The organism is Streptomyces sp. NPDC088116, assembly GCF_044741745.1.
Taxonomy (GTDB): Bacteria; Actinomycetota; Actinomycetes; order Streptomycetales; family Streptomycetaceae; genus Streptomyces.
On record NZ_JBIUTF010000005.1, the window covers coordinates 598,287 to 615,095 of the forward strand.

A 16,809-nucleotide genomic window follows, 5' to 3' on the forward strand; every position below is an offset into this window, starting at 1 on the left:
CCGGACCGGTACGGTGAGCAAGGCTCGCCCACACCGACATCCGGACCCCGGCACCGCTGTGGCGCCCGCGTCCTGCGGTCACCCAGCTTCGTACGCTTCCGGCCGCATCCACGTCCGGTCCGCCAAGGCCTCCAGGACACGACGCTTGATCTCGGAGCGCTGCGGGCTGGTGGCGAGCGGCCTGGGCAGAAAGCCGTCGTGCTCTTCGTGCTGCCGCAGCACGGCGCGGACGTAGGCGTAGTCGGACGGGCCCCTGCCGAGGAGGAGCCGGCCGTCCGCGAAGCGGCTTGACCTTACCCTCGGGGGCAGGGTTTAGCGTTCATCGAGGTGAGAGACATGCGGATCGGTGAGCTGGCCCGCCGGGCGGGCGTGACGACCAAAGCGGTGCGCTACTACGAATCGCTGGGGTTGCTGAGGCCCGAGCGGCTGGCCAACGGCTACCGGGACTACGGCGAGCACGACGTACGGCTCGCGCGGGAGATCCGGGCCCTCAGCGGGCTCGGGATTCCCGTGGAACGCACCCGGCCGTTCCTGGACTGCCTCGCGGTCGGTCATCAGCACGCGGACGACTGCCCGGCCTCCCTGGCCGAGTACCGCGAGGCGATCGACGGGCTCTCCCAGCGCATCGTGGGACTCACGGCGCGCCGGACGGCACTGATCACGCACCTGCGGCAGGCGGCCCATCGCAACAGCCGTGTCCCACCGCCCGACGAAGGAGAGGACCTGGTGCCCGACTACACGAGCCTGCCGGCCGGCCTGCCCGTACCCGAGGACGACGGCGCGGCCGCGCACCTGCCCGGGAAGCCGCTGCCGCCCCTGGAGCCGCACAGCACCGGCGAGGCGACGGTCCGCCTCGACGCGCTCGGCGCGGGCCGGACGGTGATCTACATCTACCCGCTCACCGGGCGGCCGGGCACCGACCTGCCGGAGGGCTGGGACACGATCCCAGGGGCGCGCGGGTGCACCCCCGAGACGTGCGGCTTCCGCGACCACTACCAGGAACTGCTGGACGCGGGCGCGGTCCGGGTGTTCGGTCTCTCCAGCCAGGACACCGACTATCAGCGCGAGGTCGTCGAGCGGCTCCACCTGCCGTTCGAGATGCTCTCCGACCCCGTGTGGAGCCTGGCCCGCGCGCTGGAGCTGCCGACATTCGAGGCCGGCGGGACGACGCTCTACAAGCGGCTGACGCTGATCATCCGCGACGGCGCGGTCGAGCACGTCTTCTATCCGATCTTCCCGCCGAACGAGCACGCCGACCAGGTTCTGACCTGGCTGCGGGAGAACCCCTTGTAGTGCCGTGACCGGAAAGGTCCACCGGCTCGCGGCGTCCGGCACGGCACCTCGCCGCTCGACGGACGCGCGCAGGGCCATGCCCTGACATCTGTGCGCCGTACCGCCTGATGCCGGTACGAGTCGCCTCTCGCCAGACACCTGTTCGTACAGCTTTGTACAGCTATCCGGGAGACACCATGTTCACTGGCCTGAGCGCCTTCCCGCTCACCCCGATCACCGAAGCCGGCATCGACGAGAAGGCGTTCGCCACTCTGGTCGCCCGACTCGCCGCCGCCGGAGCCGACTCGATCGGGGCGCTGGGCTCCACGGGGTCGTACGCCTACCTGACCCGCGAGGAACGGGCCCGCGCGGCACGCGTCGCCGTGGAACACGCCGAGCGGACCCCCGTCGTCGTGGGCATCGGCGCGCTGCGCACCCGGCACGTCCTGGAGGCGGCCGAGGACGCGCAGAACGCGGGCGCGGCCGGGGTGCTGCTGGCACCGATGTCGTATCAGCCGCTGACCGAAGACGACGTGTTCGGGCTCTACGAGGACGTCTCGGCGCACCTCTCCGTCCCGCTGGTGGTCTACGACAACCCCGGCACCACCCACTTCACCTTCACCGACGAGCTGTACGCACGGGTGGCCGAGCTGCCGCACGTGGCGTCCATCAAGATCCCGGGCGTGCCCGCCGAACCCACGGCCGCCCAGGCCCGCGTCCGGCGACTGCGTCAGATCCTGCCCGGGACGGTGACGTTGGGCGTCAGCGGGGATCCCCTCGGAGCGACGGGGCTGAACGCCGGGTGCGACGCCTGGTATTCGGTGATCGCCGGCACCTTCCCCGAACCGGCACTGACGATCACCCGGGCCGCGCGGTCCGGCGACGCCGAACAGGCCCGCGCCGAGTCGCGGCGCCTCCAGCCGCTGTGGGACCTCTTCGAGCGGCACGGTTCCCTGCGCGTGGTCGCCGAGGCCGCCGCGCGACTCGGCCTCACTCCGCCCCACAGCCTGCCGCTGCCGCTGCGCGGCCTCGAAGCCGACGACCGCGCACGGGTCGCCGACGTGCTCGAACAACTGCGGCTGCGTGCGTGATTCCGGCATCGAGCGCGATGCCGCCGTCCCCTCCCGCGGCCTGCGGGAGGGGACGGCGTACGAGACGACAGCCCGACGCCGGATACGTATCCATGCAGACGCACGGCCATGAGGCACGGCCATCATGAGTGAGGCAACGGAGATGGGTGAGGCAGCGGATTCGGGTGAGGTGCTGGACTCGGGTGAGGCAGCGGATTCGGGTGAGGTGCTGGACTCGGGTGAGGCAGCGGATTCGGGTGAGGTGCTGGACTCGGGTGAGGCAGCGGACGGCCACTCTGCGACAACGGCGCATGGCTGGGGCGGCCTGGCCCGCTATGTGATCGCGGCGACCTTGGCCCGTACCTCCGACGGCGGCGCGGTGGTGGCCGTCGTGCTGCTGGTGACCACCGGCGGGGGCCCCGGCTGGCTGGCCGGCCTGCTCGGCGCCTGCATCACCGCACCCCACCTGCTCGGTCCCTTCGTCGCCCGGACCCTGGACACCGCACGCGATGGCCGCACCGTGATCGCCGGAGCCTGCGTCGTGCACGGCACCACACTCGCGGCGGCCGTGCTGCTGTACCCGGTCACCCACCCGGCCGTCACCGCCGTACTGCTGATCGTCTCCGGACTGGTCGGCCCGCTGCTGACCGGGGGCATCAGCAGCCGCCTGCCCGCCATCGCCGGTGAGGGCCGGCAGCGTCAACGCCGCGCACAGGGCTGGGACGTGGCCACGTACGGCATCGGCGGCACCATCGGCCCCACCGTCGTCGCCGCCGTCTCCGCCTGGACCTCACCCCTGACAGCCGTACTGGTCCTCGCCGCGGGGACGTTCCTGGCCGCCGCCGTCATCCGCTTCCTCCCGTACGCCCCACCCCCGGCCGCCGCCGCGGACGTCCCCCGCCCCGGGCGCACCCTCCTCGGCATCCTTGCCTCCGGCCCGCTGCGCCGCACGCTGTACCTGACTGTCACCGTCGCCTTCGGCGTCGCCGCCCTCCCCATCACCGCCGTGGCAAGCGCCCGCACCCTCGGCGTCGACAACGCGGCCGCCGGCGTGCTCACGGCCGCCTATGGCCTGGGCAACCTCGCGGGCTCCGCGGGCGTGATGATCCGCCCGGCGCGAGGGGACGCGGACCGGCTCATGACCCGGCTCGCCCTCCCCATCGCGGCCACCCTCGCCCTCATCACCCTCACCCACACGTTCGCCATCGCCGTCGTCGCCTACGCGGCAGCCGGAATCGCCAACTCCTACTTCTTCGCCGCCACCCTCGCGGCCCGCAACGAATACGCCCCCGACGCCGCCCGCGGCCAGATCTTCGTCTGGGTCGGCGCCTTGAAGATCACAGCCGGATCGGCGGGAACAGCCGTCGCCGGCGCCCTCATCGGCACCGCCCTCGCCCTGCCGCTCATCCTCGCCGTCGTCCTCACCCTCGGCAGCGCCCTGATCTCCCTCGCGGAAAGACACCGCCTCGAACCGCAGCCTGAATCATGATGCGGCCGACGCCTGCCGACAGGAGGTGAACGAGTTTCCGGCCCGCGCCTCGCGGCCAGGTTCTGCCGCGGTCGCCGTTGTCGCCGCGGTCGCCGTTGTAGCGGCGTTCCGCGACGCGTCAGCCGGCCGCCGGGAGGCGAAGCGTGGCGACGGCCCGGCCGCCGGGCGCGTTGGCGAAGGACGGCAACGCGCCGATGGCCTGGGCCTGGCCGAGGGCGATGGCCAGGCCGGGGCGGTGGCCCCGGCCGCGTTCCGACGCCCCGGTGCGGAAGCGTCGGGGCCCGTCGGCGAGCAGCTCGCGGGGGAAGCCGGAACGATGTCCCGTACGGTCAGGCAGTTCCCGCCGCCTCGACGGGGGCGCGACCGTACCTTCGCCAGGGCGGCCGGGTCCGCCCGCACCAAGCCCCCCGTACCGTCCGCTGGTTGACCGCCGACAGGCGCCTCACGCCTTGCGGTACTGCTGGACCTTGCCCCGGTCCCGCACGCTGATGCCGAATGCCCGCAGCTCCTCGCGCGCCTCGTCGGCGGCACCGGTCCGGTCGTCGGCGAGTGCCCGCTGCCGCATCCGCAGCAACGCGTGGGCACGCTCGTCGAGGCCCGGCCCTTTGTCGACCCAGGCGGTGTAATCCGCCTCGTACGGGTCGACGGTGCCGCGCCAGGGATAGCCGTGCCGCTCGAACGCGGACCGAAGACGACCCGCGAGGCCACTGTCCACCCGGGTGCGGACGTGGTCCCGGCCGTCGGTATCGCGCAGCACCAGCTCGCGGCCGTCGGTGAACACCTGGGCGATCCGGGCTCGTTCGACGTGGCGGCCGCCGGTGGCATCGTGGACGACGACACTGTCGGCGCCCACCTCGATCACGGGATTCTCCTCGCGCCACGCGCCCGCCGCCCACGCCCCGACCACACCACCGACAAGCGTCAGCACCGGCACGGCCCACACGAGCGGCAGCGCGGCCGCCAGCCGGAGCGGGCCCGGCGCGCCGTCGAAGATGCCGATCATCCAGTCGGCGAGCGGGCCCACGGCGAACGCGGCGCCGAGGCCGAGTGCGGCCCCGCCCAGGATGACGGTCCACAGCCACGCCTCGGGCAGCCGCACGGTGACGGGGGGCTCATGCTCGACCATCGATGTCCTCACTCTCTCGCTCCGTCCCCGCCTCTCGCTCCGTCCGGGCCTCTCGATCCGTCCCCGCCTCTCGCTCCGTCCCGGCGGGCGCCAGGTAGCGCGCGACAGTACGGCGCAGCGCGGGGAGCGGGGAGTGGTCGGGGCGGGCGCCCAGGTACGCGGCGTCCACCATGTTCTCCAGCCAGGCGGCGGCCTCGGCAGGATCGAGTTCCGGGTCGATGCTGCCCGCCTCGATCCCGCGTGCGAGGAGTCCCGCCAGCCCGTCGCGCACCACCTGGGACGTGCGGCCGACGACATCGAGGAGTTCGGCGTCGTGCGCGATACGTCGCAGCAGCTCGACGACCATGCCCGAGGCGCCCGGGTCCTCGGCCTCCGCGGCCAGCTCGGTGACGACGTCGATGATGGCGGCGAGGGGGTCGTCGGTCCCCTCGTGACGGGCGATGAGCGCCTCCGCGCGCGGGAGATCCTGCTCGAAGAGCGCGCGGAAGAGGGCCTGTTTGTCGGCGAAGTAGTAGAAGACGCTGCCTGAGCTGAGCCCGGCGGCCGACGCGATCTGCGCGACCGTCGTCCACTCGAATCCCTGCAATCCGAAGAGGCGGCCCGCCGCAGCGACGATCGCCTCCCGCCGCCGCGCGTGCAGCGCAGGGTCGGCTGTTCGTGGCATCCCGCACCTCACCCCATTCATTAACTGACTGGCCAATCAAAGAATAGCGCAAGCGGGGGCCGGCGCCCCGCACCGTCTCCGCCGGAATGTCCCCGGCCTTCGGCCGCATCAACATGCGCACCCACCGCATACGACGACGTCGGCCTTCAAGACCACACCCAGGTCCTGAAGGCCGACGTCACGCACGGCCCCGGAGTTGCCCACAGCATCCGTACCGCCTCCGGGACCCTGCCGCGGCCGACCGCTTCGCCGGAGCGGCCGCGATCAGCGCTGGTCGGTCGATCCGGACGACGACATGGACTCGCTGATCCTCGGAGTGAGACGGGGCGGGCAGGTCCGTTGAGGCCGATGAGCTTTCCCAAGCCCCGGCCGGACGGGCGGATCAGCGCAGTCCGGCGAAGAGATCGTTCTCGGGTACGGCCGCGCCGGTGGCGTCCTTGACACGTACGAAGGTCTCCATGCCCATCAACTCGCCGAACTTCTCCTTGCCCATCTTGAGGAAGAAGATGTTCTCGCCCTGGCTGGCGTGCGCGGCCAGCGCATCGAACTTCTGACCGCTGAATGCGGTGGTGTCCACCCACGTGCTGATCTCATCGTCGGGGAGGCCGATCTCGGCCATCGCGGCGGCCTCGGCAGGATCCGGCTCCGGCATGTCCTCCTGAAGCTCGCGCATGGTCTCCCCGAACCGCTGCATCATCGAGCGGGGCATCGTGGTCCAGTACACCTTCGGTGTCAGCGCGGTCATCTCCAGCGCGGCCATCGTGATGCGGTGGGCCTGGATGTGGTCGGGGTGGCCGTAGAAGCCGTTCTCGTCGTAGGTGACGACCACGTCGGGCCGATAGTGCCGCATGAGTTCCGCGAGTCGGGCCGCGCCTTCCTCCACGGGGGTCCGCCAGAAGGACCCGGGGGCGTCGTTGCTCGGCCAGCCCGTCATCCCGGAGTCGGCATAGTCCAGCATCTCCAGATCGCTGATCTTCAGGACGTCACAGCTCGCCTCGAGTTCTTGACGGCGCATCGAGGCGACGGCCGCCGGATCGTGGCCGGGATCGCTCGGTTTGACACCCCCCGGCCCGTCACCACAACCGCCGTCGGTACACGTCACGAGAACCGTGCGGATGCCTTCCGCCGCGTACCGCGCGAGGACCCCGCCCGTACCGGTGGCTTCGTCGTCGGGGTGGGCGTGTACTGCCATGAGTGTCAAAGGCCGGTCAGTCATGAAAAACAGTCCTCCTGCGGAACTACGTCTTGGTCCGAGTGTGCGGTGGGCGTACCGCGATCCTGGGGCCCGGATCCTGGTGGGGCCGAGGACCTGCTGGTCTCCGTGTTCCCCGCACCTGCGGCGCCGGTTCGACGGTTGCAACCGTGCCGGCCGGACCGGTTGTTCCCGGCGCGGCCGCTTGACCTTCCAGGCATCGGCGTTTCAACGCCAACGAGGTGCAGGCCCGGCCTGTAGATGGCACGCGATACGACGCGCGGGTTTTGAGAGGTCTGCGCAAGCATGTAGCCCCAGGTCTCTGACCTGGGGCTTTCCATGGAGCGGGTGACGAGGATCGAACTCGCGCTCTGAGCTTGGGAATCACCCGGTATTGCGTAGGCTCGCCCGCCTCTGAACTGGGGGAACGCGCCCTTGGGGCGGGCCACAGAGGCTTCGTCCGGGTCTTTGCTGACCGCCGTTCGCCGTCCTGACCGGCACGTGGTGTCACGCCCACGCCGGGTGGTCGGCTGAGACGAGGGCGGTCGGCCGAGAGCTGAGCTGAGCAGGACCGGCCGGGCCCTGCCCCGTGCGATGCCTGCCGCCCTGCGGCGGCGGTGCGTCAGCTCTGTGCGGTGTTGTCGCCCGTCTGCTCGGCGCCCTCGGCTGCGCCTGCCTTCTCGCGCATCTTGCGTACCAGCTCTGCCTTCTGGTCGGCGGCACCCTTGCGGTCGAGGTTGCGGTGCGGGCCGTTGTTCTGCCGTTCGGCGCGGGACAGCCTCTTGCGCTGGCCGCCACCCATGCCCACAGGGTTGTTGATGTTCTTGCTCACGGTCATGGGTTCTCCTGGAATGATGTGAAGTGATCTACGGATTCATCGGTGGGGGCGGGCGTGGCGATGTCGAGGGACGTCAGAAGGGTCCCATCACGCTCTCACTCGTAAATCGGCCTCCTGGCCTTCCGCCGAGTATGCGCCGTGCACGGACATGCTGGTCATGTATCAGTGCAAGCGCGGCAAGAGCATCCCGGATGTCGAGGGGCTTACGGGCCTTCAGCGCGTGACGATCCCCGGGGGCGGGTATCCGGCCGGGCCGCGGGACGGCCGGCGCGAGGCCCGCGCTGGTAAGGTTGGGTCACGCTTGCAGAGAGCCTGGGCCCGTGCCGGACAAGGTACGGGCCCAGGTCCGTTCAGGGCGCCGAAACGAGGAACCCCCAATGAAGGCGAAGCAGTCGGCCTCCGGTCGCTCCGGACCCGGCAGGTCCGGCCAGGGGAGGGCCCCGCGGGGCGAGCTCTCGGTGCCGGGGACACTGGCGCCCGGCCTCCCGCCGGCCGGCTCCTTCGCGGAGCTGGAACTGCCGGTCGAGCTGATGGGGGTGCTGGCAGGGCTCGGGATACGGGAGCCATTCCCGATCCAGGCGGCCACCCTGCCGAGCGCGCTGGCCGGCCGGGATGTCCTCGGCCGCGCGCGGACCGGCTCGGGAAAGACCCTCGCCTTCGGGCTTGCGCTCCTCGCACGTACGGCGGGCCGGCGCGCCGAACCGAAGTGCCCTCTCGCGCTGGTCCTGGTGCCGACAAGGGAACTCGCGCAGCAGGTGAGCGAGGCGCTGGCTCCCTACGCGGAGGCGCTCGGGCTACGCTCGGTGACTGTGGTCGGCGGGCTGGCGATCGGCCGGCAGGTGGGGGCGCTCCGGGCAGGTGCCGAGGTCGTGGTGGCGACGCCGGGACGGCTGGCCGATCTCGTCGCCCGGCGGGACTGTCACCTGGACCGGGTGCGGATCGCGGTGCTGGACGAGGCGGACCAGATGTGCGACATGGGTTTCCTGCCGCAGGTCTCGGAGACCCTGGACCGGACGCCCCCCGGCGGGCAGCGGATGCTGTTCTCCGCGACGCTCGACCGCAACGTCGATCAACTGGTCAGGCAATATCTGAGGGAGCCGGTGTTCGCCGCGGTCGACCGGGCGGAGGGCTCGGTCGCGACGATGGAGCACCACGTACTGAACGTCCATCCCGCCGACAAGTACGTGACAGCCACCGAGATCGCGGCTCGGGACGGGCGGGTGCTGATGTTCCTGGACACCAAGCACGGTGTGGACCAGTTCACCCGCCACCTGCGGAGCAGCGGCATACAGGCGGGTGCTCTGCACAGCGGGAAGTCGCAGCCGCAGCGCACGCACACGCTGGCCCAGTTCAAGGACGGGGAGATCACGGTGCTGGTGGCCACCAACGTCGCTGCCCGTGGCATCAACGTCGAGCACCTGGACCTCGTCGTCAACGTGGATCCGCCCTCCGACCCCAAGGACTACCTCCACCGCGGCGGGCGCACCGCGCGTGCCGGGGAGTCCGGCAGCGTGGTCACGCTGGTCACGCCCGGCCAGCGCCGGGACGTGAACCGGATGATGTCGGATGCCGGGATCCGGCCCACGGTCGCTCAGGTTCGCTCCGGCGAGGAGAAGCTGACCAGCATCACAGGCGCGAAGCGCCCGCCGGTGCTGGACGGGGCGAAGACCGGCAATGCGGCGTTCCGGGGTCTGGGCACCCGCGCGGGCCGCCCGCCGAAGGAATCCCGCAAGGCCGCGGAGGCGCGCACGATGGCGGAGGCCCGTAAGGCCGCCCGAGCGCGCAAGGCCCACTGACGAGCGGTACGGCCGTCACGGTCGGGAGACACAAAGAGGCACCCACTGCCTCGCATCGAGTGGAGCGTCAAGGAGTGCCGATGGCGAACAGGGTCCAACGACCCCATGAGGAAGCCGAGTTCGAGTTCATCCTGGCGAGGGCGGACGTGCCGGTGCTCGCGTACTTCCACGGGGTGTGGCCCAAGGCCACGGCAGCATGCAAGGAAATGGATGCCCTGGTGCGGGAGGTGGCCGACGTCTACCAGGGCCGACTGATCGTCGTGCGGGCCGACATCGCAAGGTGCCCCGGCCCCGTACGGCGGTACGGCGTCACCGGCGCGCCCTCCTTCGTGCTGATCGATCGGGGCGAGGCGATGGCGGCCGGGAGCGGTCCGATGTCCAGGACAGCGCTCGGGGATTTCCTGGACGCCCACCTGTGAGCAGGCCGCATACCGGCCGGCGAGGGTGTGCCCGCAGCGGCCGTCCCGGGCACCACCGTGGCCGCAGATGTACAACTCTTCACCGAAACCGGCGACTGCCCTGGTGAGGTCCTGGTGCTCGCGCAAGGCGGCTGCCTGTAGTGGCTGGAAGTCGACCACGCCCACCAGGCCCTGCCTGCCGCGACTGCACCACCGGATCGGCGCGGTGCCTCGGAGCCGGTCGTCGTACCCGACGACGGCCGCCCTCTGGAACGGAGGAGCTCGGCGGGCGCTTCGCAGCGTGCCGAGTGACACTCCTCCCTGTACCGCACAGACCTCCGCGCATGGCCTTGGGGCTACTTGGTCGCGTCCGGAGGCAGGAAGCCGTGCTCGGACAGGTCGAACCAGTTTCCCTCCGGGTCGATCGCCCGGTACTCGGCAAACGGCCGGTTGCCGCCGCGCAGCATGGGCCGGGCGACGCCATGCCCCGTCATCCGGTCCGCGACGCGGGCGACATTCGGCACCTCGAACCCGAAGTGGTTGAACCCGGCCGGTACATCCCCGTCCAGACGCTGCTGGATGAGCGCCAGGTTGATGTAGCCGTCGGTCATGAACCGACTGCCGTCGGGGTCCTGGTGAAACTCCTCCATCTGGAGTGTCCCGTGATAGAAGGCGGCGGCAGCGGCGGCGTCCTGGACGACGAGGGCTACATGCCTGAGGCGGGGCCGGTTCACTTCTGTTCCTCCCGGGGAGCTGTGACGGTCATGTTGTGGAAGGCGATGATGCGGTGGCCTGACCCGTCACCGGCCACCACCGCCTGCGCGTGCGTGGTGGGTCCGTCCGGCTCGATCGTGGTCACCGCATGGACCAGCGTCAGTTCACCACCGACCGGACGCACCAGCCGGATGTCGGGAATCAGCCGGGTGTTCCTGAGGGGACCGGCGAAGAGACGGGCGTGCCCGGCCACCACCGCAACGCGCCCCCGCAGTTCCTCTCCGCGCACAGTCACGAATTCGACGTCCTCGTCGAAGACCGTGCCGAACGCCTCGGCGTCACCGCGTCGCCACCCGTCGGCCATCGCCCGCCACAGGGCGCGTACACCGTCCATGTCGTCGTCAGCCATTGTCGCCTCCGCCTTCCGGCAGGGCGCTCTCCACCAGCCGGTGCACACGCAGCGCCAGTTGCCGGCACTCCGCGTCCCACGCCGACAGGGCGTAACCGTGCGCCCCATGTCGACGCTCCACATAACAGACGGCGTTGACCGGCCAGCCGCTACTGCGAAACACGTATCGGTCCATCTCGGTGGGGCACTCGTCCAGCGTTTGAGTACGGGCCTGTGCGGGGCCGAGCCGGTGCCAGTCGGGGTGCATGTGGACCGAACCCAAGACATCCAGGCCCCGGCGGTCCGCATCGCGCGTGATGCGGAGCAGGTCCGCCGGGTCCAGCCACCACGCGCGGACCGCGTTCTCGTAGGCCGCTCCGAAGCGCGGCACGATCGTTGTGGCGAATTCCTGGCGCGCGCTCGGGTCGGTGGTGCGGACGTTGCGCCCGAAAGCCACGTCGTGTACCAGCCAGTCACCATCCGCCGCCGTTCCCAGCAACACGGCGAAACACGGCACCGGATCGTTCTCGGTGATGTTCGCGTATTCGCGTACGGCCGCCTTGAGAAAGCGGTGCAGCGCGGGCTCGGAGAATAGTACGGAGGAATTCTCCGGTAAGCGTGTGATTTTGTCACTCGTGGTCCTGGTATGCGTCAGCATGGCACTCGCCTTAAACGGAAAACGGCTCTTCGAAGGGTGGTCTCCGACCGTGCCACCCGACGCGGAGGCGCGGCAACAGACAGATGGCCGGGTAGGCGCCCGAAGGGCCGCAATTATCGACCACTGTCCCGTTTCGGAGCCCTATCGCATTCGGCGATAACACTTCTGTCCCCGCAGTCCGCGACCGCCGTACGATCCAGCCATGCGTCTGGAGATACGACATCTGGATCTGGTTCTCGCCATCGCCGAGGCGGGCAGCCTGCGACGTGCTGCCGCCCGCCTGCACCTCTCCCAGCCCGCGGTGACCGCGCAACTCAAACGCATCGAACAGCACGTGGGAGGCGAACTCTTTGTTCGCCTCCCGGACGGTGTGGTGCCTACCCTCGCGGGCACCCTCTTCGTCCGCGACGGCACCCGCATCCGGACGGACCTGGAGGAGCTGACCCGCACGGTCCGCCGCGCCCTCCACGCCGACGCGGCAACGCCGGTGCGTGTCGGCGGAGTGCCTGCGCAGCAGTTCAGCCTGCTGATCAGGGCGCTCTCTGTCCTGCTGCCCGAACGCGGCACGACCAGCCGTACGGTGCGGCGCACCGACACCGTCACCGGGCTGCTCGCCTCCGGTGAGCTCGACGTGGCGGTGCTGCGCAGGTTTCCCGGCACATCCGTGACGCTGCCGCCCGGAATCGCGCACCGGGTCCTGCTCACGGAGCCCATCTTCGTCGGGGTGTCCCTGGACCACCGCCTGTCCGGCGCCCGGCGGATCGCCCTGAACGACCTGGCGGACGACGTCTGGGTGATGCCGCACCCGGACGACAGCGGCATGAACGGCTACGTGGCCGATACCTGCCGGCGTACGGGGTTCGAGCAGCGCGTCGGGCACATCACCGACGAGGCGCACATCGCCTTCGCGCTGACCGCGGCCGGTGACGCGGTATGCGTGCTCTACCCGCTGGGCAAGGCGCGCGAGTCGCTGGCCACTCTCACCCTGGCCGGTGACCCGCTGGTCCGCGACCTCGTGCTGGCCTGGCGCACCGACTCCCCGGTCGCCCCCGCCGTGGACGCGCTGTGCGCGCACATCTCGGAGGGTTACCTCGCCCTTGTTGAGGCCGACGACGTGTATGCAGAATGGTGGCAACAAGGCGGGGCCGAACTGGCTGTGCCGTAGGAGGATTTCGGAGGAATTTCGGTGCCGGTCCGAGGGCTCAATCACGCGGTGCTGTGGGTGCGCGACGCGGACGCCAGCACCCGTTTCTACACAGAAACCCTCGGACTCCGAGTGGTCGCCGAATCCGGAGACGCCCCTCGGAAGGCAATTTTTCTCCGGGCACCGGAATCCGACAATGACCACGATCTCGGCCTGTTCGGCATCGGCGCACAGGCCGAAGAGACGAAGGCCGGGCGGGGCGAGACCGGCCTTTACCATATTGCCTGGGAGGTCCCGACACTTGGCGACCTGCGCATCGTCACCGAGCGGTTGTCCAAACGCGGAGCCCTGGTCGGCGCCACCGACCACGGCACCACCAAGGGCGTCTACGCCAAAGACCCGGACGGCCTGGAGTTCGAGGTCTGCTGGGTGGTACCCCCGCACCTCGTCGACGACGAGGCCCGCGCTCGGCGTGGCGAACTCGACATCGATGCCGAGATCGCCCGCTACGGCGCCACCACACAAGGCGCCTGTGCCCGTGCTGCCCCCCGCACGCCCATCCGACCGGGGTTCGCCTGACGGGCTGCCCCGGAGTCCTGCTCCACCGGAGCCGGGACGGAGGAGAAGGGAGTGGGCGCCCCGGACACCACGACGCTGACGGGTCGATGCCAGGTGAAGGTGGCCGGGCTGCAGGCGAACTGCTGCGGCCTGACGCCGCGGGCTGTCGCACGTTGATCAGGTGGGAGAACGACCGCCGGCGGTTCGGTCTGACGTTCGGCGAACTCGCCACTGCCAGCGCCTACGAGCCCCTGGCTCGGGTTCAGGTGTTGCCCTGATCTGGCACCGCCGGCTCGGGTTGGATCTGGTGGTGCCGCTGGTGGACAGCTCATGGGTGCGCAGCCCAGGGAACGATGACATGCGGTCGGCAGCCGTGTGCTGGATCTGTCGCCCGGGGCCGAGATGGTACGGGACGGCGCGGAGTGGACCGTCGAATTGGACTGGTACATCAAACAAAGCCCAAGTCGCTAGTCGCTGACTTGGGCCTTCGTCGTGGAGCGGGTGACGAGAATCGAACTCGCGCTCTGAGCTTGGGAAGCTCATGTTCTACCATTAAACTACACCCGCGAGGCGGCCGAAGAACGGCTTCGCATCGTCGGACACTCTACCTCATCGCAGGCCCCGGGCGTATCTCGCCGCGGGGCCGTCGTCATGTCGGGCGGCCCGGGGTGGGCGTGGATGTGGCTGTAGGGGGCGGGAGTTGGGGCGTAGGGTCCGGGGTGGAGTGCCGCTCGCGGGGGCGTTCCGTTCATCCCCTAGTGTGGGCTTTCGTCCGCGTTTGTTGGGGAAAGGACCTGATGGACTTGATGGAGCGCACCGTCGTCCGCTGTGCCGAGGGGCATGTTTTCAGTACCGCGTCGTTCCCGATGCAGCAGCTCGACGCCGGGCGGATCGGGCCCGGTCGGCTCATCCGTTGTCCGCGGTGTACGCGGTTGCGGCACGCCGTGCCGGTGGAGTCCGCGGAGCTGCTGGAGTTGAAGCGGCACTGACCGTGGCCGGGTAGTCGGCCGAGGCGCGCGGGGCCGCCCGATTGGGGTGGGCTCGCGCGCTCTGCGTATCCTCGGGGCGTGCTTCTCTCAGACAAGGACATCCGGGCCGAGCTCGATTCCGGACGCGTACGCCTCGAACCGTACGACGAATCGATGGTGCAGCCCTCCAGCATCGATGTGCGGCTCGACCGGTTCTTCCGGGTGTTCGAGAACCACCGCTATCCGCATATCGATCCCGCCGTCGAGCAGGTCGATCTGACGCGGACGGTCGAGCCGGAGGGGGACGATCCGTTCATCCTCCATCCCGGGGAGTTCGTGCTCGCCTCGACGTACGAGGTCATCTCCCTGCCCGAAGACATCGCCTCCCGTCTGGAAGGCAAGTCCAGTCTCGGGCGGCTCGGGCTGGTGACGCATTCGACCGCCGGGTTCATCGATCCCGGGTTCTCCGGGCATGTCACGCTCGAACTGTCGAACATGGCGACGCTGCCCATCAAGCTCTGGCCGGGGATGAAGATCGGGCAGCTGTGTCTGTTCCGGCTCAGTTCGGCGGCGGAGTTTCCGTACGGTTCCGAGCGGTACGGGTCGCGTTATCAGGGGCAGCGGGGGCCCACGGCCTCTCGTTCGTATCTCAACTTCCATCGGACGCAGGTGTGATGGCCTGCATGACTGACAGGCTGACATGAGCGGGATACGAGAGAACCTGACGTACGAGACGTTCGGCCGTGCCGTCCGTGAGCTCGCGCAGAGCATCGCCGACGACGGGTACGTACCGGATGTCGTCCTGAGCATCGCGCGCGGTGGTGTGTTCGTGGCCGGCGGTCTGGCCTATGCCCTCGACTGCAAGAACATCCACCTGGTCAACGTGGAGTTCTACACCGGCGTGGGCACCACCCTGGAGATGCCGGTCATGCTGGCGCCCGTGCCCAACGCGATCGACTTCTCCAACAAGAAGGTTCTCATCGCCGACGATGTCGCCGACACCGGCAAGACGTTGAAGCTGGTGCGCGACTTCTGTGTCGACCATGTCGCCGAGGTGCGCAGCGCGGTCATATACGAGAAGACGCAGTCGCTGGTGAAGTGCGAGTACGTCTGGCAGCGCACGGACGACTGGATCAACTTCCCCTGGAGCGTCCAGCCTCCCGTACGCAGGGCGGGCGAGCCCATCACGCCCTCCAAGGATGCGCTGTAGCACCGGACGGATGGTTTTCGGGCGGCCGGTCCCGCGGTCGGGGCCGGTGATGGCAGGGGCTCTGCGGGGTCGGTGAACGACCGGGCGCGGGCGTGGGCCGGAACGGCGCCTCCCTGTCCTGGACCGCCGATCGCCGGACGTCCCCGATGACCGCCGGACGTCCCCGATCGCCGGACGTCCCCGGCGGCCGGACGTCCCCGATCGCCGTAGTGACACCGGTGGCACACACGCGAAGGCCCCCTTGATCCAGGAGTGATCCGGATCAAGGGGGCCCTCCGCATGTGTGTGTCAGAGCGTGCCCAGCTTCAGCATCGACAGCAGCGCGACCAGCTGGATCGCCGACGCGCCCAGTGCCTTCGGCCACGGCAGGTCGTGCGACTTGCTCACCATCACCGTGAACAGTGCGCCCGCCACGAGCCAGGTGATCCAGCCGAGGATCACCACCAGGGAGTTCTCGCCGCCCAGGAAGACCGCGAAGATCAGGCGCGGGGCGTCCGTGAACGACATGATCAGCATGGAGAGGCCGACGGTCGGCTGCCAGGCGCCCTCGCCGCCCAGCTGGCGGGCCAGGGTGTGGGTCACCGCGCCGAGGATCAGGCCGCCGATGACGAAGGCCACGGCCGTCGTCAGCGCGTACGGGATGGCGGTGGAGAGCGTCGCGTTGATCGCTTCTTCACGGGCCGTGTCGAAACCGAAGAGCGCCAGCAGGCCGTAGAGGAACGTCACGACCAGGGCGGGGCCCCAGACCGGGTAGTCGCGCATCTGGAGGAACGTCGGCGCGGGGCGCAGCACGATGCCGCTCAGCAGTTCCTTCCAGGGCAGCCGGGGGCCCACGGGGGGCGCCGGGGCGCGGTAGGCGTCGCCGTCGCCGTACGGGTCCTCGCCGATGCTGAACGCCTGCGTGCTGCCAGGGTTGTTGGCGTACGAGTCGCCGTGCGGGCCGCCCTGTGCGGCGCCGTGCGAGCCCGGGTGCGACGGCTGGCCGTACGGGTCGCCGAAGTACTCCGGCTCGCCATGGCCGCCGCCTTGCGCGCCCTGCCCGCCGTACTGTCCGCCGCCCGCCGGAGGCCATTGCTGCTGCCCGTACGGGGGCGAGGCCTGGGGCCCGCCTCCGTATCCCGGCGGAGCTGCCGTCCGTCCGTACGTCTGCTGCTGCGGCGGTTGCTGCCGCTGCCGCTGCGGTTGTTGTTGCGGGGTGCGGTTGTCCCGGCCGCGTCCGATCCTGAATCCAGCCACGCGATCGAACGTACCCGGTCCTGACGGGTCGAATGACTGAGGGAGGGGAACGGGGGTGCCTTTGCGGCCGAGCTGTGACATCCCTTAG

The 16,809-nt window shown here is 70.1% G+C and carries 19 protein-coding genes and 1 tRNA gene; 11 read left to right on the forward strand and 9 right to left on the reverse strand.

All coding sequences use genetic code 11. The features are described from left to right. Positions 1-336 precede the first annotated feature (336 nt). The 4 genes from ACIOJD_RS23175 (at position 337) to ACIOJD_RS23190 (ending at position 4,258) form a co-directional block, all read left to right on the forward strand. Entirely contained in the window at positions 337-1,293 is a 957-nt protein-coding gene (locus ACIOJD_RS23175; RefSeq protein WP_401916731.1) for a MerR family transcriptional regulator, read from the forward strand. Between the two features lie 176 nt (positions 1,294-1,469). Then, positions 1,470-2,363 carry a dihydrodipicolinate synthase family protein gene (locus ACIOJD_RS23180; RefSeq protein WP_401916734.1) on the forward strand — a complete coding sequence of 298 codons (894 nt, stop codon included), beginning with the start codon at positions 1,470-1,472 and terminating at the stop codon, positions 2,361-2,363. Positions 2,364-2,487: 124 nt separating this feature from the next. After that, on the forward strand, positions 2,488-3,831 hold the full coding sequence (locus ACIOJD_RS23185) for an MFS transporter (protein ID WP_401916736.1): 1,344 nt from the start codon (positions 2,488-2,490) through the stop codon (positions 3,829-3,831). 25 nt (positions 3,832-3,856) lie between these two features. After that, positions 3,857-4,258, forward strand: a complete 402-nt coding sequence (locus ACIOJD_RS23190) for a hypothetical protein (RefSeq protein ID WP_401916738.1) — start codon at positions 3,857-3,859, stop codon at positions 4,256-4,258. 15 nt (positions 4,259-4,273) lie between these two features. On the opposite strand, the gene ACIOJD_RS23195 is transcribed toward ACIOJD_RS23190, so the two are convergent. The 4 genes from ACIOJD_RS23195 to ACIOJD_RS23210 all read right to left on the reverse strand — a co-directional run bounded on the left by ACIOJD_RS23195 (position 4,274) and on the right by ACIOJD_RS23210 (position 7,651). After that, positions 4,274-4,957: a hypothetical protein gene (locus ACIOJD_RS23195; protein WP_401916741.1), complete on the reverse strand. Its 684-nt coding sequence runs from the start codon at positions 4,955-4,957 to the stop codon at positions 4,274-4,276. Further along, positions 4,944-5,621 carry a TetR/AcrR family transcriptional regulator gene (locus tag ACIOJD_RS23200; RefSeq protein ID WP_401916744.1) on the reverse strand — a complete coding sequence of 226 codons (678 nt, stop codon included), beginning with the start codon at positions 5,619-5,621 and terminating at the stop codon, positions 4,944-4,946. The genes ACIOJD_RS23195 and ACIOJD_RS23200 overlap by 14 nt, the downstream gene beginning before the upstream one ends. Before the next feature lie 382 nt (positions 5,622-6,003). Beyond that, positions 6,004-6,837, reverse strand: coding sequence for a PIG-L family deacetylase (locus ACIOJD_RS23205; protein WP_401916747.1), 834 nt, complete (start codon positions 6,835-6,837; stop codon positions 6,004-6,006). A 598-nt stretch (positions 6,838-7,435) separates the two neighbouring features. Then, positions 7,436-7,651 (reverse strand): DUF6243 family protein, encoded by a 216-nt coding sequence (locus ACIOJD_RS23210; protein WP_401916750.1) that lies wholly within the window; start codon positions 7,649-7,651, stop codon positions 7,436-7,438. 377 nt (positions 7,652-8,028) lie between these two features. On the opposite strand from ACIOJD_RS23210, the gene ACIOJD_RS23215 reads away from it, so the two are divergent. Continuing rightward, a complete protein-coding gene (locus ACIOJD_RS23215) occupies positions 8,029-9,447 on the forward strand; it encodes a DEAD/DEAH box helicase (protein WP_401916753.1) in 1,419 nt (472 codons plus the stop codon). Positions 9,448-9,527: 80 nt separating this feature from the next. After that, positions 9,528-9,866 carry a thioredoxin family protein gene (locus ACIOJD_RS23220; protein WP_401916756.1) on the forward strand — a complete coding sequence of 113 codons (339 nt, stop codon included), beginning with the start codon at positions 9,528-9,530 and terminating at the stop codon, positions 9,864-9,866. Positions 9,867-10,201: 335 nt separating this feature from the next. On the opposite strand, the gene ACIOJD_RS23225 is transcribed toward ACIOJD_RS23220, so the two are convergent. Genes ACIOJD_RS23225 through ACIOJD_RS23235 form a run of 3 tightly spaced genes read right to left on the reverse strand, consistent with a single transcriptional unit; the run spans position 10,202 to position 11,605 of the window. Beyond that, positions 10,202-10,579: a VOC family protein gene (locus ACIOJD_RS23225; RefSeq protein ID WP_401890638.1), complete on the reverse strand. Its 378-nt coding sequence runs from the start codon at positions 10,577-10,579 to the stop codon at positions 10,202-10,204. Next, positions 10,576-10,968: an SgcJ/EcaC family oxidoreductase gene (locus ACIOJD_RS23230; protein WP_401916759.1), complete on the reverse strand. Its 393-nt coding sequence runs from the start codon at positions 10,966-10,968 to the stop codon at positions 10,576-10,578. Before ACIOJD_RS23230 ends, ACIOJD_RS23225 begins: the two co-directional genes overlap by 4 nt. Next, positions 10,961-11,605: a hypothetical protein gene (locus tag ACIOJD_RS23235; RefSeq protein WP_401916762.1), complete on the reverse strand. Its 645-nt coding sequence runs from the start codon at positions 11,603-11,605 to the stop codon at positions 10,961-10,963. The genes ACIOJD_RS23230 and ACIOJD_RS23235 overlap by 8 nt, the downstream gene beginning before the upstream one ends. A 202-nt stretch (positions 11,606-11,807) precedes the next feature. Here ACIOJD_RS23235 and ACIOJD_RS23240 point away from each other — a divergent pair, with 202 nt between their 5' ends. Both ACIOJD_RS23240 and ACIOJD_RS23245 read left to right on the forward strand, forming a co-directional pair. Further along, positions 11,808-12,770 (forward strand): LysR family transcriptional regulator, encoded by a 963-nt coding sequence (locus ACIOJD_RS23240; protein WP_401916765.1) that lies wholly within the window; start codon positions 11,808-11,810, stop codon positions 12,768-12,770. Between the two features lie 21 nt (positions 12,771-12,791). Beyond that, positions 12,792-13,328, forward strand: a complete 537-nt coding sequence (locus ACIOJD_RS23245; protein ID WP_401916767.1) for a VOC family protein — start codon at positions 12,792-12,794, stop codon at positions 13,326-13,328. 472 nt (positions 13,329-13,800) lie between these two features. On the opposite strand, the gene ACIOJD_RS23250 is transcribed toward ACIOJD_RS23245, so the two are convergent. Then, positions 13,801-13,874 (reverse strand) — tRNA-Gly (locus ACIOJD_RS23250). Positions 13,875-14,104: 230 nt separating this feature from the next. On the opposite strand from ACIOJD_RS23250, the gene ACIOJD_RS23255 reads away from it, so the two are divergent. The 3 genes from ACIOJD_RS23255 to ACIOJD_RS23265 all read left to right on the forward strand — a co-directional run bounded on the left by ACIOJD_RS23255 (position 14,105) and on the right by ACIOJD_RS23265 (position 15,485). Next, on the forward strand, positions 14,105-14,296 hold the full coding sequence (locus ACIOJD_RS23255) for a hypothetical protein (RefSeq protein ID WP_401916770.1): 192 nt from the start codon (positions 14,105-14,107) through the stop codon (positions 14,294-14,296). Between the two features lie 78 nt (positions 14,297-14,374). Further along, positions 14,375-14,950, forward strand: a complete 576-nt coding sequence (dcd, locus tag ACIOJD_RS23260; RefSeq protein WP_401916773.1) for a dCTP deaminase — start codon at positions 14,375-14,377, stop codon at positions 14,948-14,950. Positions 14,951-14,975: 25 nt separating this feature from the next. Then, positions 14,976-15,485, forward strand: coding sequence for a phosphoribosyltransferase (locus ACIOJD_RS23265; RefSeq protein ID WP_401916776.1), 510 nt, complete (start codon positions 14,976-14,978; stop codon positions 15,483-15,485). 288 nt (positions 15,486-15,773) lie between these two features. Here the strand turns inward: ACIOJD_RS23265 and ACIOJD_RS23270 are convergent, their stop codons facing one another. After that, a complete protein-coding gene (locus ACIOJD_RS23270; RefSeq protein ID WP_401916779.1) occupies positions 15,774-16,721 on the reverse strand; it encodes a Yip1 family protein in 948 nt (315 codons plus the stop codon). Between the last annotated feature and the right edge of the window lie 88 nt (positions 16,722-16,809).

What these genes read in the sequence shown, in the direction of transcription:
- ACIOJD_RS23175 (WP_401916731.1), top strand. Translation starts at nt 337, where the DNA reads ATGCGGATCGGTGAGCTGGCCCGCCGGGCGGGCGTGACGACCAAAGCG.
- ACIOJD_RS23180 (WP_401916734.1), top strand. Translation starts at nt 1,470, where the DNA reads ATGTTCACTGGCCTGAGCGCCTTCCCGCTCACCCCGATCACCGAAGCC.
- ACIOJD_RS23185 (WP_401916736.1), top strand. Translation starts at nt 2,488, where the DNA reads ATGAGTGAGGCAACGGAGATGGGTGAGGCAGCGGATTCGGGTGAGGTG.
- ACIOJD_RS23195 (WP_401916741.1), bottom strand. Translation starts at nt 4,957, where the DNA reads ATGGTCGAGCATGAGCCCCCCGTCACCGTGCGGCTGCCCGAGGCGTGG.
- ACIOJD_RS23200 (WP_401916744.1), bottom strand. Translation starts at nt 5,621, where the DNA reads ATGCCACGAACAGCCGACCCTGCGCTGCACGCGCGGCGGCGGGAGGCG.
- ACIOJD_RS23205 (WP_401916747.1), bottom strand. Translation starts at nt 6,837, where the DNA reads ATGACTGACCGGCCTTTGACACTCATGGCAGTACACGCCCACCCCGAC.
- ACIOJD_RS23210 (WP_401916750.1), bottom strand. Translation starts at nt 7,651, where the DNA reads ATGACCGTGAGCAAGAACATCAACAACCCTGTGGGCATGGGTGGCGGC.
- ACIOJD_RS23215 (WP_401916753.1), top strand. Translation starts at nt 8,029, where the DNA reads ATGAAGGCGAAGCAGTCGGCCTCCGGTCGCTCCGGACCCGGCAGGTCC.
- ACIOJD_RS23220 (WP_401916756.1), top strand. Translation starts at nt 9,528, where the DNA reads ATGGCGAACAGGGTCCAACGACCCCATGAGGAAGCCGAGTTCGAGTTC.
- ACIOJD_RS23230 (WP_401916759.1), bottom strand. Translation starts at nt 10,968, where the DNA reads ATGGCTGACGACGACATGGACGGTGTACGCGCCCTGTGGCGGGCGATG.
- ACIOJD_RS23235 (WP_401916762.1), bottom strand. Translation starts at nt 11,605, where the DNA reads ATGCTGACGCATACCAGGACCACGAGTGACAAAATCACACGCTTACCG.
- ACIOJD_RS23240 (WP_401916765.1), top strand. Translation starts at nt 11,808, where the DNA reads ATGCGTCTGGAGATACGACATCTGGATCTGGTTCTCGCCATCGCCGAG.
- ACIOJD_RS23255 (WP_401916770.1), top strand. Translation starts at nt 14,105, where the DNA reads ATGGACTTGATGGAGCGCACCGTCGTCCGCTGTGCCGAGGGGCATGTT.
- ACIOJD_RS23265 (WP_401916776.1), top strand. Translation starts at nt 14,976, where the DNA reads ATGAGCGGGATACGAGAGAACCTGACGTACGAGACGTTCGGCCGTGCC.